Below are 15,920 nucleotides of genomic sequence, written 5' to 3'. Positions count from 1 at the left end.
TCGGTGAATGCCGAAACCTAGGGATTCAGCATGACAAACCCTCTGTATAATAAGAACATCGTCTCAATTGCGGATCTGTCCCGCAGTGAGCTGGAACTGATCGTTTCCACTGCTCAATCCATTAAAACCACCCCCAGACCGCAACTACTGGCCGGCAAAGTGATCGCCAGTTGTTTCTTCGAAGCCTCCACTCGCACCCGGCTGTCGTTTGAAACCGCGGTGCAGCGCCTTGGCGGCTCGGTCATCGGCTTTGACTCCGGCGGCAATACCTCGCTGGCGCAAAAAGGCGAAACCCTGGCCGACTCGGTGAAAGTCATCTCCTCCTACAGTGATGCCTTCTTCATGCGCCACCCGCAGGAGGGCGCGGCGCGACTGGCCAGCGAGTACTCCAGTGTGCCAGTGATCAATGGCGGCGACGGCGCCAATCAGCACCCGACCCAGACCCTGTTGGATCTGTTTAGCATCTACGAAACTCAAGGGTCGCTGCAGGGGCTGAAGGTCGCCTTCGTCGGTGATCTGAAGTACGGCCGCACCGTTCACTCCCTGGCCCAGGCGCTGTCGCTGTTTGACTGCGAGTTCTTCTTTGTCGCCCCGGAGCCGTTGCGCATGCCGGATTACCTGTGCGAAGAGCTCAGTGATGCCTGCATACGTTTCACCCATGTGGACGATCTGGAGCAGGTGCTGCCGCAATTGGACGTGCTGTACATGACCCGAGTGCAGAAAGAGCGCTTCGATCCCACCGAATACCAGCACATGAAATCCAAGTACGTGCTGTCGGCGGGTATGCTGGGTGGTGTCAAAGACAACCTGAAAATTCTGCACCCGCTGCCGCGGATCGATGAGATCACCACCGACGTCGACGCCACCCCCTACGCCTACTATTTCCAGCAGGCTGAAAACGGTGTCTATGCCCGCCAGGCGCTGCTAGCCCTAGTTTTGTCTGAGGAGCTGTAATCATGGCGAAAAACAAATTGAAAGTGGAAGCCATTGAGCGCGGCACCGTCATCGACCACATCCCCGCCGGCATGGGCGTGCGCATTCTCAAGTTCTTTCAACTGACCGACAAGAACGAACGCATCACAGTCGGCCTGAACCTGCGCAGTGGCGATGAGGCCAAGAAGGACCTGATCAAGGTGGAGAACACCGTGTTCACCGTCGAACAGGCCAACCAGTTGGCGCTGTTTGCCAGCGAGGCCACCATCAATGAGATTCGCAACTTTGAGGTGGTCAACAAGTACCTGGTGCAACTGCCCGAGTCCATCGATGGCGTCTTGCGCTGCCCCAACAGCAACTGCATCACCCATCATGAGCCTGCCACCACCCGGTTCTACGTGCGGCAGAAGCCCCGACAGACGGATCTCAAGTGTCACTTCTGTGAAAAGAGCTTCCATACCTCGCTGTTCAGTGAACTGAACTGATGCCCAGCGGTTACGTCACCGGCGATGGTGATGTAACCGCTTTTATGCCAGTTAATCGCCAGCCTGTTTACCCCGCATACCCGATCCGCTCATTGTGTAATTTTCCCTGACCGGGCAGCGAAAACCCCGCCGCCGGGATCCCGGCAGCGATCGGGGCCGATCAATTGCATGTCGTCATTGGAATTTTGCCCCAATCTGGGCTAGAGTAGCGCCGCTGAAACCGCGGCCTGCGCCGCCCATTGCTGTCCACATCCGGCAGCGCCCCTTCTGCTGTAGACAAGAGAGACAGAGATGAACATTACCGCCGTTGCCGAATTCCCGAAACCGGAAGTCAAGCGTCACCACAAACCTCGCCACCTGAAAAAGCTGGCCATCGGTGAGTTCGCTTCCACCTGCGTTCACATCCGTTTCGACGGCGACATTGCACTGTTCGAAAAGCTGGACGAAGCCGTATTTAACGCCGCCAATGACACCGTGGGCACCTTCCTGGCCTACTTCAATAACCAGTATCATGTGGCCATCCACTTCTTTACTGCCGAAGCCAACATCGAAGAGCAGGCCGCTCGCATCGCCGCGCTGATCGAAGCCACCCTGGGCAGCCAGCCTGAGCTGACCATCTTTGCCGGTGACGAGAACTACGGCGACTGGGATGCCACCTTCCAGAACTAAGGCCTTCGGTCTTGAAAAAAGCCGCCCGATGGCGGCTTTTTTTGTGGCTGGAAATGATGGCCATTGATGGCGGCAACCTGGCAGCCGCACTCAAAAAGAAGCCGCCAGGCGGCGGCTATAAAGCAGGATGGTATTGACGCTAACGATTCATTGGCCTCCTCTTGACGGTTCAGGGCATCACGGCATTCAGCATTGCCGCGCCCCCTGCAGTTCTGAGACTGGATAAACGGACAAATTCCCTCCTCCTTAAGATTGAGTTCTCAACTCAGCCGACACCGTCGGCTCCGGCTACTGCATGCTTATCGAACCCTCTGCGCGGGCCTTCCCTAAATCGGTGGAGTGGCGGCGTTGGGCAGCCGCGACATCCGTTTCTCGGGCCTGGCTTTCAGCCTCGGCGGACAAAATCCCTCGATCATCGCCCTGAACGCCACGTCACTGCAGTTGGCGTCCACCCCCATGCGTTTGACATCAAAGGGGTCGATGCGGCCCTCGTTGGTGCCTCCATGACAGGAGACACACCCCCGGAATCCCAACGCCTTTACCTGTGCCATCACCGCATCGTTAATGTCAGACGCTTTGCCAAACGGATAGGCAAACAGCACGTCTGATGCCCCCAGGTGATGCTCCAGCTGCCGTTTGCTGGCCTGCAGTTCGGCCACCACCTTTGAGAACGATGCCTTGGCACAATTGAGATGAGTCTGGGTGTGAGCACCGATGGTAAATCCTCGCTGCTGCATGCTAGTCAGTTGAGCCCAGGTCATGGTCGGCAAGCCGCGCCCCAGAGCATCCAGATCATGTTGAAACGGTTGGTTGCTGCCGATCATGGCAGTACTGACGAAAAAGGTCGCCGGAATGCCGTGTCGCTCCAGCACCGGCACCGCATTGTCGTGATTATCCAGATATCCATCATCGAAGCTGATCGCCACCAGGGGTTTGGCCGCATCCTTGGGAATGTTGCCGGCCATCAGGCTGGGCAGAGACACCGGGGTACAGTGACGGGCCACCATGGCCATTTGATGCTCAAACTGCTCGATACCCACAGTCAAGCTGTCCCTAAGGTCGTCGTTGACCCGGTGATACGCCAGCACCACCACCCGTTGGCAGCCTCGAAAACCGGCAAGGCCACGCCATAACGGTCGCCAGACATGGCTGTACCCTTGAAAAAACAGCGACTTCATTCGAGTACGCAACCCACTCTGAAGAGAGACCCAGCGCCGCTGTTGCTGCAGTTGCCGACGCTGCTGCAAACTGGGCACCTTCTTACGCCGGGGCAGAGGTTCCTGGGAATGACGCACCATCTCTTCGCAACTGATCATCCCCACGGCACCACACAGCATCTGAATCAGGCACTCCTCCAGCTGAATCTGAAGCCCGCGCTCACTGCTGTAGGCGGACAGCGCCAGCTCCGTCTGCAGCAGAATCGACGCCGGTCGGTGGTCAGGTTCCAGTCGCTGCACGCGGATGGTCACGCTCGGCTTTTGCTCCCACAGGGCCCAGAACAGCGCATCCCGACCCTCATCAAAGGCTGCACCCAACTGAATGGCCAGCGTGCCCCAATGCGGTAACTGGTGCAGAGCCGGCCGTAACGACAGATCGCCGTAAGACAGCCCGAGATCCGCCTGATACTGCTCCACCAACACTCTGATCCTCAGTGAGTTAATGTCGTCCACCACCTTGAACTGAACCCGCGGATGATGACGAAGTCGGCCCGGATCGTACCGGTTGAGGGTATCCGCCAACGGTGAGGGCGAGTTCAAAGGCCAGCGACACTGCGACCAATGCGGTGTCGGCCGACGCCACTGTGAGGCCCAAACGGCGGTGGCTGGCTGTCTCAACACCAGCAGCTGCAGCTTGGGGTACTGCTCCAACAACTGCACCAGTGTCTTGCACAGACAAAAATCCAGCTCGGAGGTAAACACCACCAGTTTGTCCATCACCACCTCGGCACATTCAGAAAACCATGCTCAGACTATTCAAACCCCGTGCCAACTAGTAAGTCATTGAAATAGTTATCTGGGTTTTGCGCGGTGGCGGCCTCGTTGCAAAATGACAGGCAGAATGAAAAACGCCGGCCCTCATGGGCCGGCGTGTTGTGGGTTTCGAGTCCCGAGATCAGCGACTGACGCGGACCTCGTAACCGGTGAACTTACGAATGTTGATCACACCGGTATCGAAGATCAGATACTGGCCCTTTATGCCCAACAGAATGCCGGACACCAACGGGGTCTTGTCGAAGTTGTGGGATGCCACCTTTACCGGAAACTGCTTCACCGGGTAATCGATGGCGACGATGGATTCGTCCAGAATCTCATAGGCATCGTCACCGAACTCAGCGCGAATGGCCGCCAGTTTCTCCTCAATCTTCGGCAACAAACAGTGCGCCTGGGCCTTGAGGTCCAGATCGTCGTTATTGCCTTTGAGCATCGCCCGCCAGTTGGTCTTGTCGTTGATGAACGCCCCCAACGCCACCTCCACCAACCCGGAGATGTATCGGCTGCGCACTCGAATGATCGGCAGCCCCTGAGTGGCACCCTGATCGATCCAGCGTGTCGGCAATTGCGTGTGTCGAGTGATGCCCACCTTCAGGCCCGAGGTGTTAGACAGGTAGACGTAGTGAGGCACCATGCACTGGGCTTCGCCCCACTCCGGCTCCCGGCAGGTGCCAGCGGCAAAATGACAGGTCTCTGGCTTCATGATGCACATGTCACACCGGGCCAGCTTTTTCATACAGGGAAAACAATGCCCTTGAGAATAACTCTTGTTGGTCTTGCGGCCACAGGCATCGCAGAAGATGTTGCCGGTGTGCTCCAGGGTCAGCGACTGGCCAATAACGTCATTTAACGGCAGGGCTTCCTCGCCCACCAACAGGGTGTAGTCGACGTCGCCCGCCAACTGGCTGCGCATCTTTTTCAGGGTTCCTTGCATGCTTGGTTTCTTCTGTCACGGTCGATGGGGCCAGTGTAACAACTCCCACGGTCAGCCCAAACAAAAACGGCCGCTCGAAAGCAGCCGTCTTCATTGATAGCGGGTTAAGCTTATTCGTCGTCGATGCCGCGAGCCTTTAGGATCGCCCCTTTCCAGTCAAAATCCTCGACGTAATCTTTCTTGATGCCGGGGATCATGGTGTCCTTGCTGGTTTCGCCCATCTTCAGCTGATAGATCAGCATGTCGTCGGTCAACTCCGACAGGGGGCCGTCAAAACCGGCTTGATCGGCCACTTTTTGCAGCATCTGCACCAGATTCAGTTCCTGATCTTTCTGCCACACCGGCTCCAGCAATTCCAGCAGTTCTTCAATTCGATGGCACGCCATGGGGTCTCCCTCCGTTCCCGTTTTCAGGCATCATATCCTGCCAAACTGTGATCTCAAGCGCTTTTTGCACTGACAAAATTCATCCGAGCCTGAATCCTGACCATGGCAGCCGAACCGCCCTGTTTGAGACCTCAACTCAGGTGCTCGGCCAGGTGATCCACCAGCAACCGCACTTTAGGCGACAGGTGACGGTTATGGGGGTACAACGCCCAGATACCGTCATCCTGCTCATTAAAATGATCCAGCACCGACACCAACTCACCGCGATCCAGGTAGCGCTGAACGTAGTAACCCGGCAGTTGCACCAGCCCCAGTCCTTTGCAGGCGGCGTCGGTCAACGCCCGGCCACTGTTGCACCTCAGGCTGCCCCTGACCCGAATGCTTCTGGGCTTACCCGACTCCTGAAAGCGCCAGAATTCCAGCGTGCCCACCAGGCAGTTGTGGCGCTCCAGTTCCGACAGCGAATGAGGCACCCCATGGGCCTGCAGATACTCGGGGGCGGCGCACACATACTGGGTACGACTGCTCAGGCGTTTGGCCATCATGCTGGAGTCTTCCAGACGTCCCAGGCGTACTGCCAGATCGAAGCCCTCCTCCACCAAATCGATTTTCTGATTGGTAAGATGCAGTTGTACTTCCAGCTCCGGATACTTTAGGGCAAAATCGTTCACCAGCGGTGCAATGGTGCGCTCGCCATAGGTCACCGGCGCCGTAATTCGCAACCGCCCCCGGGGCGAGCTTTGCAGGTTGCTGATGGCCCGCTCCGCCTCTTCGAGGCCGTCCATTACCTGACGACAGTGACGGTAATACACCCGCCCGACGTCGGTCAGAGACACCTTGCGAGTGGTACGGTAGAACAGCTTGGCCGCCAGCCTGGCCTCCAGCGCGGTGATCTGCCGGCTGACCTGAGCGGTAGAGATCCCCAGACGTTTGCCGGCGGCGGTAAAACTCTCGGTCTCTGATACCGCCACAAATTCACTGACCCCATTCCAATCAGACATCGCCCCCCCTTTGCTTCATTAACGGCTCATCAGTGCCCTACACACAACTTCTCTGCCTCACCCTCGTGCAGGAGGCTAATCTTACCTGACAAATCAGGTCAGCCTGACGCTCAATTATTACCACCAGGTAAAAGTAATTTACCTTAGTGGCCGATTATCAACAATTCAGAAGCAAATATACTACTCAGCATCGAAACGGCGCCAACCGGCGTCCCCAATACAATGATGACAACAGGAAACGTTAATGACTGCACAAATCATTAAATCCAAGGCCGCCGTCGCCTGGGCCGTTGGTGAACCCCTCTCCATGGAAACCGTTGACGTGATGCCGCCGCAAAAAGGCGAAGTGCGGGTCAAGATGATTGCCACCGGTGTCTGCCATACCGATGCCTTTACTCTGTCCGGTGACGATCCTGAGGGAATCTTCCCCTGCATTCTGGGCCACGAAGGCGGCGGCATTGTCGAGTCTGTCGGCGAAGGCGTCACCAGCGTCAAAGTCGGGGATCATGTGATTCCACTGTACACCCCGGAATGTGGTGAGTGTAAGTTCTGCAAGTCCGGCAAGACCAACCTGTGCCAGAAGATCCGCGAAACCCAGGGTAAGGGGCTGATGCCCGACGGCACCACCCGCTTCTCCAAAGACGGTCAACCCATCTACCACTACATGGGCACCTCCACCTTCTCCGAATACACCGTCCTGCCGGAGATCTCCCTGGCCAAGGTTAACCCCCAAGCGCCACTGGAGGAGGTGTGCTTGCTGGGCTGCGGTGTCACCACTGGCATGGGCGCGGTCATGAACACCGCCAAGGTAGAAGAAGGCGCCACCGTGGCCATCTTTGGTCTGGGCGGCATCGGCCTGTCTGCCATCATCGGTGCCACCATGGCCAAAGCCAGTCGCATCATCGCCATCGACATCAATGAGAGCAAATTCGAACTGGCCCGCAAACTGGGTGCCACCGATTGCATCAATCCGCAGCAGTACGACAAACCGATTCAAGAGGTGATCGTCGAGCTCACCGACGGCGGCGTTGACTACTCCTTTGAGTGCATCGGCAACGTCAACGTGATGCGCAGCGCCCTGGAGTGCTGCCACAAGGGTTGGGGTGAGTCGGTGGTCATCGGTGTTGCCGGTGCCGGTCAGGAGATCTCGACCCGGCCGTTCCAACTGGTAACCGGCCGAGTGTGGCGCGGATCCGCCTTTGGTGGCGTCAAGGGGCGCTCCGAACTGCCCGAGTACGTAGAACGCTACCTCAATGGCGAGTTCAAGCTGGATGATTTCATCACCCACACCATGGGACTGGACGAGGTCAACACCGCCTTTGATCTGATGCACCAGGGCAAGAGCATTCGCACCGTAATCCATTTCGACAAGTAATCCACCGCATCCCGGCCCCTGGCCGGGATTCTGCCACAGGATCCCCAGATGACTTTAGAAAACGTCAGCATCAACAAGAGCTTTGGCGGTTGGCACAAGCAATACAGCCACCACGCCGACAGCCTCAACTGTTCGATGCGATTCGCCATCTTTCTCCCACCGGGCGCCAGCAACGATCAGCGAGTTCCAGTGCTGTATTGGCTGTCCGGCCTGACCTGCAGCGACGAGAATTTCATGCACAAAGCCGGAGCGCAGCGTCTGGCCGCCGAACTGGGAGTCGCCATTGTCGCCCCGGATACCAGCCCTCGCGGCGACAAGGTGCCCGACGATGAAGGCTATGATCTCGGCCAGGGCGCCGGGTTCTATGTCAACGCCACCCAAGCCCCTTGGCACCGCCACTACCGCATGTACGACTACCTGGTCGAGGAGTTGCCGGCTCTGATTGAAGCCACCTTTCCGGTCAACGATCGCCGTGCCATCGCCGGCCACTCCATGGGCGGCCATGGCGCACTGATGATTGGCTTACGTAATCCCGACCGCTACCGCTCCATGTCGGCGTTCAGTCCCATCAGTAACCCCAGCCTCTGCCCCTGGGGACAGAAAGCCTTTGGCGCCTACCTGGGCAGTGACAGCGCCGCCTGGCACCAGTACGACGCCAGCCTGCTGATGCGCGACGCCGTCAATGGCCCGCCGGCACTGGTGGATCAGGGCAGCAGCGATCCTTACCTGACCGAGCAGCTGCAACCGCAGGCGCTGCAAGCCGCCGCCAAGGCCAGCGGCTACCCGCTGCAACTGAATCTGCGCGAAGGCTACGACCACAGCTATTACTTCATCGCCAGCTTCATCGATCAGCACCTGAAGTTTCACGCCAGCCACCTGCAAGACTGACGCTGCCGAACCACCTGGCACCACCTAGGCCCTCAGGCCGAGGTGGTGCCATTGGTCTCAGTGCGATCCCAATCCGCCACCTGTACGTACTGGTTGCATCCCCCTGATGTGGAAGCCAGCATGACCTTTACTCTGTTTATCGACGATCGCTGTCCCCTGTGCAGCCATGAAGTCAGCCTGCTGCGCCAGCGCGATCCCCTCGGACGGCTGCGGTTTGTGTCCATCTACGACGACCAGTGGCACTCGGAATTTCCCCAGGTCGACCCGGCGCGCTGCCTGCAGGTGCTGCATGCGGTCAACGAACGTGGTCAGGTGGTCACCGGTCTGGATGTCACCGTCGGCGCCTGGCAGCGAGTGGGGCGCGGCCATCTGGTCGGCTGGCTGCGCTGGCCACTGATACGGCCGCTGGCCGACTGGGGTTACCTGCGCTTTGCCCGACATCGACACCGGGTCTCTGCCTGGCTGATGGGAGCGCCCCGTTGCGACGGCGATCAATGTTCGCTGCCACCGAAGTCGCGCCCATGACCCTGCATCTGATCATTGGCGCTGGCGGCGGCATCGGCCAGGCGTTGACCAACCACAGCCTGTCGCAGTCGTCGCAACGAGTGGTGGCCGTCAGTCGTCAGGCCGACTCCGGGTTAAAGCCGGTGTCCCACCCCAGATTAACCCGGCTGCAGTGCGACAACAGCGCCGCTGCCATTGCCGGGGTTATGGAAACATTGATGCCACAACGGCATCAACTCACCAGGGTCACCCTGTGCAATGGCCGCTTGCACCACCGCGACTTATCCCCGGAAAAACGCATAGAGCAGTTGAATGACACCGCCCTGACCAAGCTGTACCTCAGCAATGCCGTGGTGCCGGCACTGTGGCTGTCCCAGTTACTGCCGCTGCTGCAGCGCAGCCGCCACTGCGTCATTACCGTACTTAGCGCCCGGGTCGGCAGCATCGGCGATAATCGCCTCGGGGGCTGGTACGGCTACCGAGCCAGCAAAGCGGCCCTGAATCAACTGCTGCAAACCGCGGCGGTGGAAGCCAGCCGCCGCGCCAAAGGGGTCAAGCTGGTGGCCTATCACCCCGGTACCGTCGACACGGCACTGTCGCGACCATTTCAATCGCGGTTACCACCGGGTCAACTGCTCAGTCCACAGCAGGCAGCGCACCAGCTTTTTCGGGTCACCGAGACGCTTGAGGCCGACGGCCAGCTCAGCTACCTGGACTGGCGCGGAGAAGCCATTCCCTGGTAATCCCTTAGCGCGCCGCTTCGGCAACGGCAACCCCGGTTCTGATTACCATTTCAAAACTGATGCTTATTTGACCAGGTGCCGTCTCGACATGAATGCTTACTCATAAATGGGTAGTTTTTAGTCAGGAGTCCGCATGCAGGGAATGCCACCGACATCCGCAATTACGCACCGTGTCGCACCGCCGTTGGTGGTGGTCACCGATCTCGACGGCACCCTGCTGGATCATCATCACTACCACTTTCGGGCCGCCTTGCCGGCCCTGTCCCGCCTGGCAGCACTGGCGATTCCGGTGATTCTCAATACCAGCAAGACGCAGGCGGAAGTGGCCCAGTTGCGCCGCCAATTGGATAACCACTGCCCCTACGTGGTCGAGAACGGTGGCGCCCTGCTCTGGCCCGAGGGCAACGATGTGCGAATACAACGACTGGGCCGCCCGCGACAGGCGATCCTGGAGATATTGCAGCGCCTGCACAGCCCTCTCGGGCTGTCGCTGCAAGGCTTTGCCAACTGGGACGTCGACCAGTTGTGTCAGCACACCGGTCTGACGCCCCAGGCCGCAGCCCAGGCGCTGGATCGTCACTACTCCGAACCCCTGCTGTGGCCACACGACGACGCCACCCTGGCTCGGCTGCGCCAACTGTTGGCCCCCCACCAGCTGCAGGCATTGAAGGGCGGGCGTTTCCTGCACATTCAAGGCCACCACGATAAGAGCGATGCCCTGGCGCCGCTACGGCAACACTATCAGCGGCTGTGGGGCTGCCCGCCGGTGATCGTCGCCCTTGGCGACGGCGGCAACGACCGGCGCATGCTGGAGCTGGCAGACTGGGCGGTGGTGATTCGAACCCCTGACCGAGCCCCACTGCATCTGTCACCGCGCCGAGGCCGCACCACCCTGCTGCCCACCGGAATCGGCCCCGAGGGTTGGAACCAGGCCATACAGCGTATTCTCAATCACTACCGTTCCTCAGACTTAGGGAGAAGCACATGGGCGACTTTCACCAAAACGGGGTGATCACCACCCTGCACAACCTGACCCGCCGGCCCATCGACGAATTGGAACGGGAGTTGAGCAGCTTTGCCCGCTCCCGCCCCATGAGCCTGGTATTGCCGTCGCTGTACAGCGAGCTGCAGGGACCAGCCCTGGACAACATCGTGGCCGAGTTGTGCCAGGTGCCCTATCTGCAGGAGATCGTCATCGGCCTGGATCGCGCCGATCGGGACCAATACCGCCACGCCCTGGAGTTCTTTGGCCGCCTGCCTCAACAACACCGAGTGCTGTGGAACGACGGTCCACGCCTGAGCGCCATCGACGCCATGCTTCGAGAGCAGGGATTGGCGCCGACGGAACTCGGCAAAGGTCGCAACGTCTGGTACTGCCTGGGCTATGTGCTGGCCCGTGGCAACAGCGAGGCGGTGGCGATGCACGACTGCGACATCCTCACCTACGATCGCAGCCTGCTGGCCCGGTTGATCTACCCGGTGGCCAACCCCACCTTCAACTACGAGTTCTGCAAGGGCTACTACGCCCGAGTGGCCGCAGCCAAACTCAACGGTCGAGTTACTCGATTGCTGGTCACGCCACTGTTGAGATCCCTGAAAAAGATCTACGGCAACCTGGAATACCTCGAGTACCTGGACAGCTTCCGCTACTCCCTGGCCGGTGAGTTTTCATTCCGCATCGATGTCATCAACGACCTGCGCATTCCCAGCGACTGGGGACTGGAGATCGGCGTGCTGTCCGAGGTCAAACGCAACTACGCTAGCAACCGCCTGTGCCAGGTCGACATCGCCGATTGCTACGACCACAAACATCAGCAGTTGTCCAAGGACAACGACGACGGCGGTCTGTCGAAGATGTCCATCGACATCGCCAAGGCCATTTTCCGCAAGCTGGCCACCAATGGGGTGGTGTTCTCGTCGGAGACCTTCCGCTCCATTAAGGCCACCTACTACCGCATCGCCCTGGATTTCATCGAAACCTATCGCAACGACGCCGCCATCAATGGCTTGGCGTTTGACGTTCACAGCGAAGAGGAATCGGTGGAGTTGTTTGCCGAGAACGTACTCAAAGCGGGCCTGCACTTCCTCGACAACCCCATGGAGACACCGTTCATTCCCAGTTGGAGCCGGGTTCGCAGTGCGGTGCCGGACATCTTTGAACAGCTGATCGATGCCGTGGAAGCGGATCACCGTGAGATGGTTCGCCAGTATGACCGCGCTTAACGCCCGGCTGTGCGACCACCTGCGCCGCCTCTACCCCGAGGGCGACCATTCGGCGCTGGCCAGCGAGTTGATCCAGGCCATGGGCGGACCACAGCCCCTCAGTAACATCACTGCGCCGCTGTGGGACCAACGGGACGCGGTGCTGATCAGCTACGGCGACAGCATACTGACGCCGGGGCAAACGCCCCTGGCCAGCCTCAGTCGCTTTATCCGCCGTCACCTGCAACACCGATTTACCACCCTGCACCTGCTGCCCTATTTTCCTTACAGCTCCGACGACGGCTTTGCGGTGATGGACTACCGTCAGGTTAACCCCAGCCTCGGCGACTGGAGTGACGTAGCCACCCTGGCCCGGCAGATGACCCTGATGACGGATCTGGTGCTCAACCACTGCTCCAGTCGCAGCCGCTGGTTCGAGCAGTTCAAGGCTGGCCAAGCGCCGGGCAGAGACTACTTTGTCACCGCCGATCCCGGCGAGGATCTCAGCCAGGTGGTGCGACCGCGCACCTCGCCGCTGCTGCGAGCGGTACAGACGCCGCAAGGGCAGCGCCATGTCTGGTGCACCTTCAGCCCGGATCAGGTTGATCTCAATTTCGCCAATCCGGCGCTGTTGATTGAGATGGTGAAAATACTCAGGTACTACCTGGACCAGGGCAGCCGCTGGATTCGACTGGATGCGGTGGCCTTTTTGTGGAAACAACCCGGCAGCGACTGTCTCAACCTGCCTCAGACCCATGAGATCATTCGGCTGCTGCGCACCTTGGTGGAGGCCCTGGCCCCCGACACCGTGCTGATCACCGAAACCAACATTCCCAACCGCGACAACCTGAGCTATTTTGGCAACGGCAACGAAGCCCACCTGATCTACAACTTTACCCTGCCGCCCCTGGTGTTGCATGCCCTGCTCAGCGGCAGCAGTACCGCGCTGCGTCGCTGGCAGATGAGCATGCCGCCCACCCGGGAAGGCACCGCCTACCTCAACTTCCTGGCTTCCCACGATGGCATCGGCCTGCGTCCGGTCGAGGGTCTGCTCAGTGACCACGATATCGATGCCATGGCCAACCGCATGCAGGCCTTTGGCGGCAAAATCTCCTGGCGTAGCCTGTCGGGCCAGCACCCACGTCCCTATGAGATCAACATCAGCCTGTTTGACGCCTGCCGGGGCACCCTACTGCAGCAAGACCAGTGGCAGATGGCACGGTTCCTGTGCGCCCACACCCTGATGCTGGGGCTGGAGGGGATTCCGGCCCTGTACCTGCACTCGTTGCTGGCCACCGAAAATGACCAGCAGAAACTGGCCAATACCAGCAATAACCGCGCCATCAACCGTCACAACTGGTCGGCAGTCGAGTTAGAAGCCGCCCTCATCGACCCTTCCAGTCCGCGACATCAGGCCCTGGAGCAGTTGTCGCAGCGACTGAAACTGCGGCAACAACAGCCCGCCTTCCACCCCAATGCCACTCAGTTCACCCTGCATCTGGGCGAGTCGCTGTTTGGCTTGTGGCGCCAGAGTCGGGATCGCCGGCAGAGCATTTTTGCCGTTCACAACCTCAGCCATCAACCTCAGTCCCTGTGCCTGGCGGATCTGAACCTCATCGAACCCGATTGCTGGCGCGACCTGATCGGCAATCAAACCCTTGAGCGCACCGATGCGCGCCTGACCCTGGCCCCCTATCAGTGCCTGTGGCTGACAAATCAATAAAACGCTCTTTCACTTTTTACTATTGCTTAAAATGCTGGTACAACGAGGCTGCAGCCAGGAATCACCGCGTCGCCGCTCATCAACCGTTACACTCGCTCACAACAGCATTACGGTTTTTCGACGCCAAAAACGGTACCCTCGGCGCCAACATTGCCAGAGGACGCTCCATGTACCGCACCACACTCTTTGCCCTGACTCTTGTCACCAGCGCTGGCTGGGCCAGCGACCGTGCCCAGTCGCCCTCCGACAGCCCGGACGGAGGCGGTGCCGTCCATGATACCTCCGGCAGCGGCGCCCGCCCCGAAGGCCAAAGTCGCAACGCGGTGGTGCCCTTCGTATTCTCCTCCTCCAGCATGGGCTTTACCGGTGCCGCCGCCGGCAGTTTTCAGGGGCTGTTGCAGCCTCAGTCACAGATCGTCGGGGTCGGCGCCTACTCCGACAACGACAGCTACGTGGCCTTTCTCGGCATCTATAACCTGACCTTCAGCGACAGCAGCCGCTGGTTTGTGGATCTGGAAACCATCAACGCCACTTTTAAGGAGTCCCAGGTCTACGTCGACGGCGCCCCCGGGTTCAACGGCGGCGCCGGTGGCCATGGATCCGATAAGAACAATTTTGTCCTCGGCCAGGAAGATCAGCAGCGCTACGCCGCCAGCTTTCGCTACGTGCTGCCCTTCGGCGCCGGGGAAAGCCGCCCGTTTCGGCTGCGTCAGGCCTTTGGCCCGGAGCCGATGCTGCCCGTCGATCAACAGCTGGATGGCGAGTCGCCCCAGCCCCTGTCCAGCATCACCATCAAGCCATTCTATGAATCGCGGCAGATCGCCGATGGCGATGAGGAACAAACCGGCGGCATCGCCCTCAGGCTCGACATGGACGCCCGCAACTACGTGCCCTCCCCCAGCCGCGGCTATCGGTTCGAGCTTGATCTGCAGCGGGATTGGGGCGATGACGACCGCAGCAGCTACACCAGTTGGCAGGCCCAATACGCCCACTACCTCAACCTGGGCAGCAACAACTGGAGTCAACAGCAGACCCTGTCGCTGACAGCGTATCTGGCCGACGTCCCCACCTGGGACAGTGGCAGCGAAGGCAATGAGCACCGCCCGCCCTGGTTTGCCCAATCCAAGCTGGGAGGCTGGGACCGGCTGCGCGGCTACCAGTCGGATCGCTTCCACGACCGCAGCGCCATCTACTACGGAGCGGAATACCGCAGCGTTCCCACCTGGCAGCCGCAAGGCAGCATCCCTTTTATTGACCGCTACTATTTTCCCTGGTGGCAGTTCGCCGCCTACGTCGGTGTCGGCCGGGTGCACGATCAATTCGACCTGTCGACCCTGCATCAGGACATGAACTGGAGCGCCGGCTTCGGCATCCGCTTCTGGGTCGAAAACGTGCTGGCAAGGCTGGACATCGCCTATGGCGAAGAGGGCAATCAGGTACGAGTGGTGGTCAATCAGCCCTTCTAAAATCAAAGAAGCCGGCCATCACTCTCGATGGCAACAGCACCGATGGCGGTGATTGCCGCCATCGGCAAAAACCAAATACGAAATTCGAACAAAATTTGCGCGGCGCAACTCAGGAGGGTTATTCTGGCCAACCACTGTTAAGAATCTGAATGGAATCAGACCTATGTACCTCTTTATCTATGTGGTTCTCCTGGTTGGCCTCGGCCTAGGCAACAAGGCGCTGCAGTCGCTGTCCGGCCACTATGGCCTGATGGATTTTGTCACCGATCTGCCACTGATTGTGTTTACCTACTTCGGCCTCATTGCCCTCTGGGGCCGTGCCAGGCAAGGCCGTTACCTGACCGCCAGCTTCTGGAAAGGCTACTTTTTTGCCATCCTGCTGAGCATCGTGATCCTGCCGTTTGTGCAACCGGAGCTACAGCAAATCATGGCCGAGGCCGGTTCGCTGCAGATGCTGGTGGCCTATGGAGTCATGTCGGCCGTCATGCTGCCCTATTACTGGGGCCTGTATCGCTACGCCTTTCGCTCACCGCAATTGTGGCGGGACTGACCGCGGCGGCGACAGCCACAGTTGCCGCGCACCAACAAAACACGACACCGCCAAAACAGAATGGTCGTTG

At 59.4% G+C, this 15,920-nt stretch carries 17 protein-coding genes; 13 read left to right on the top strand and 4 right to left on the bottom strand.

What is annotated here, in order from left to right; translation table 11 throughout:
- The first annotated feature begins 30 nt into the window (after positions 1-30).
- From pyrB to H598_RS27125, 4 genes are all read left to right on the top strand, one after another.
- Positions 31-954: an aspartate carbamoyltransferase gene (gene pyrB / locus H598_RS0119520; RefSeq protein ID WP_028114502.1), complete on the top strand. Its 924-nt coding sequence runs from the start codon at positions 31-33 to the stop codon at positions 952-954.
- A gap of 2 nt (positions 955-956) precedes the next feature.
- Positions 957-1,418 carry an aspartate carbamoyltransferase regulatory subunit gene (gene pyrI, locus H598_RS0119515; protein WP_028114501.1) on the top strand — a complete coding sequence of 154 codons (462 nt, stop codon included), beginning with the start codon at positions 957-959 and terminating at the stop codon, positions 1,416-1,418.
- 291 nt (positions 1,419-1,709) lie between these two features.
- Positions 1,710-2,087: a hypothetical protein gene (locus tag H598_RS0119510; protein WP_028114500.1), complete on the top strand. Its 378-nt coding sequence runs from the start codon at positions 1,710-1,712 to the stop codon at positions 2,085-2,087.
- Between the two features lie 11 nt (positions 2,088-2,098).
- The gene (locus tag H598_RS27125) at positions 2,099-2,224 is read left to right on the top strand and encodes a hypothetical protein (protein ID WP_281171328.1); all 126 of its coding nucleotides are present in this window, start codon (positions 2,099-2,101) and stop codon (positions 2,222-2,224) included.
- A 189-nt stretch (positions 2,225-2,413) separates the two neighbouring features.
- Here H598_RS27125 and H598_RS0119500 read toward each other — a convergent pair whose 3' ends face one another.
- The 4 genes from H598_RS0119500 to H598_RS0119485 all read right to left on the bottom strand — a co-directional run bounded on the left by H598_RS0119500 (position 2,414) and on the right by H598_RS0119485 (position 6,399).
- Positions 2,414-4,021, bottom strand: a complete 1,608-nt coding sequence (locus H598_RS0119500; RefSeq protein WP_028114499.1) for a polysaccharide deacetylase family protein — start codon at positions 4,019-4,021, stop codon at positions 2,414-2,416.
- Between the two features lie 178 nt (positions 4,022-4,199).
- Positions 4,200-5,012 carry a DUF2797 domain-containing protein gene (locus H598_RS0119495; protein ID WP_028114498.1) on the bottom strand — a complete coding sequence of 271 codons (813 nt, stop codon included), beginning with the start codon at positions 5,010-5,012 and terminating at the stop codon, positions 4,200-4,202.
- Between the two features lie 110 nt (positions 5,013-5,122).
- Entirely contained in the window at positions 5,123-5,398 is a 276-nt protein-coding gene (locus H598_RS0119490; protein ID WP_028114497.1) for a YihD family protein, read from the bottom strand.
- A gap of 131 nt (positions 5,399-5,529) precedes the next feature.
- Positions 5,530-6,399: a LysR family transcriptional regulator gene (locus H598_RS0119485; RefSeq protein WP_028114496.1), complete on the bottom strand. Its 870-nt coding sequence runs from the start codon at positions 6,397-6,399 to the stop codon at positions 5,530-5,532.
- Positions 6,400-6,643: 244 nt separating this feature from the next.
- Between H598_RS0119485 and H598_RS0119480 the strand changes: the two genes are divergently transcribed.
- The 9 genes from H598_RS0119480 (at position 6,644) to H598_RS0119440 (ending at position 15,850) form a co-directional block, all read left to right on the top strand.
- A complete protein-coding gene (locus tag H598_RS0119480; protein WP_028114495.1) occupies positions 6,644-7,774 on the top strand; it encodes an S-(hydroxymethyl)glutathione dehydrogenase/class III alcohol dehydrogenase in 1,131 nt (376 codons plus the stop codon).
- A 48-nt stretch (positions 7,775-7,822) separates the two neighbouring features.
- Positions 7,823-8,662, top strand: coding sequence for an S-formylglutathione hydrolase (gene fghA / locus H598_RS0119475; RefSeq protein ID WP_028114494.1), 840 nt, complete (start codon positions 7,823-7,825; stop codon positions 8,660-8,662).
- 120 nt (positions 8,663-8,782) lie between these two features.
- Entirely contained in the window at positions 8,783-9,187 is a 405-nt protein-coding gene (locus H598_RS0119470; protein ID WP_028114493.1) for a thiol-disulfide oxidoreductase DCC family protein, read from the top strand.
- Positions 9,142-9,909 (top strand): SDR family NAD(P)-dependent oxidoreductase, encoded by a 768-nt coding sequence (locus tag H598_RS0119465; protein ID WP_211227329.1) that lies wholly within the window; start codon positions 9,142-9,144, stop codon positions 9,907-9,909. The genes H598_RS0119470 and H598_RS0119465 overlap by 46 nt, the downstream gene beginning before the upstream one ends.
- 133 nt (positions 9,910-10,042) lie before the next feature.
- Positions 10,043-10,921 (top strand): HAD-IIB family hydrolase, encoded by an 879-nt coding sequence (locus H598_RS25060; protein WP_051252892.1) that lies wholly within the window; start codon positions 10,043-10,045, stop codon positions 10,919-10,921.
- Positions 10,894-12,132, top strand: coding sequence for a glycosyltransferase family protein (locus H598_RS0119455; protein ID WP_028114491.1), 1,239 nt, complete (start codon positions 10,894-10,896; stop codon positions 12,130-12,132). Before H598_RS25060 ends, H598_RS0119455 begins: the two co-directional genes overlap by 28 nt.
- Positions 12,119-13,834 carry an alpha-amylase family glycosyl hydrolase gene (locus H598_RS0119450; protein WP_028114490.1) on the top strand — a complete coding sequence of 572 codons (1,716 nt, stop codon included), beginning with the start codon at positions 12,119-12,121 and terminating at the stop codon, positions 13,832-13,834. Before H598_RS0119455 ends, H598_RS0119450 begins: the two co-directional genes overlap by 14 nt.
- A gap of 167 nt (positions 13,835-14,001) precedes the next feature.
- Positions 14,002-15,300 carry a BamA/TamA family outer membrane protein gene (locus H598_RS0119445; RefSeq protein WP_028114489.1) on the top strand — a complete coding sequence of 433 codons (1,299 nt, stop codon included), beginning with the start codon at positions 14,002-14,004 and terminating at the stop codon, positions 15,298-15,300.
- Between the two features lie 163 nt (positions 15,301-15,463).
- Positions 15,464-15,850: a hypothetical protein gene (locus H598_RS0119440; RefSeq protein WP_028114488.1), complete on the top strand. Its 387-nt coding sequence runs from the start codon at positions 15,464-15,466 to the stop codon at positions 15,848-15,850.
- The last annotated feature ends 70 nt before the right edge of the window (positions 15,851-15,920 follow it).

Origin of the sequence: Ferrimonas kyonanensis DSM 18153 (assembly GCF_000425405.1) — a bacterium.
GTDB classification, from domain to species: domain Bacteria; phylum Pseudomonadota; class Gammaproteobacteria; order Enterobacterales; family Shewanellaceae; genus Ferrimonas; species Ferrimonas kyonanensis.
The sequence above is the reverse complement of the archived record's forward strand: the minus strand, read 5'-3'. Positions and strand labels throughout refer to the sequence as shown.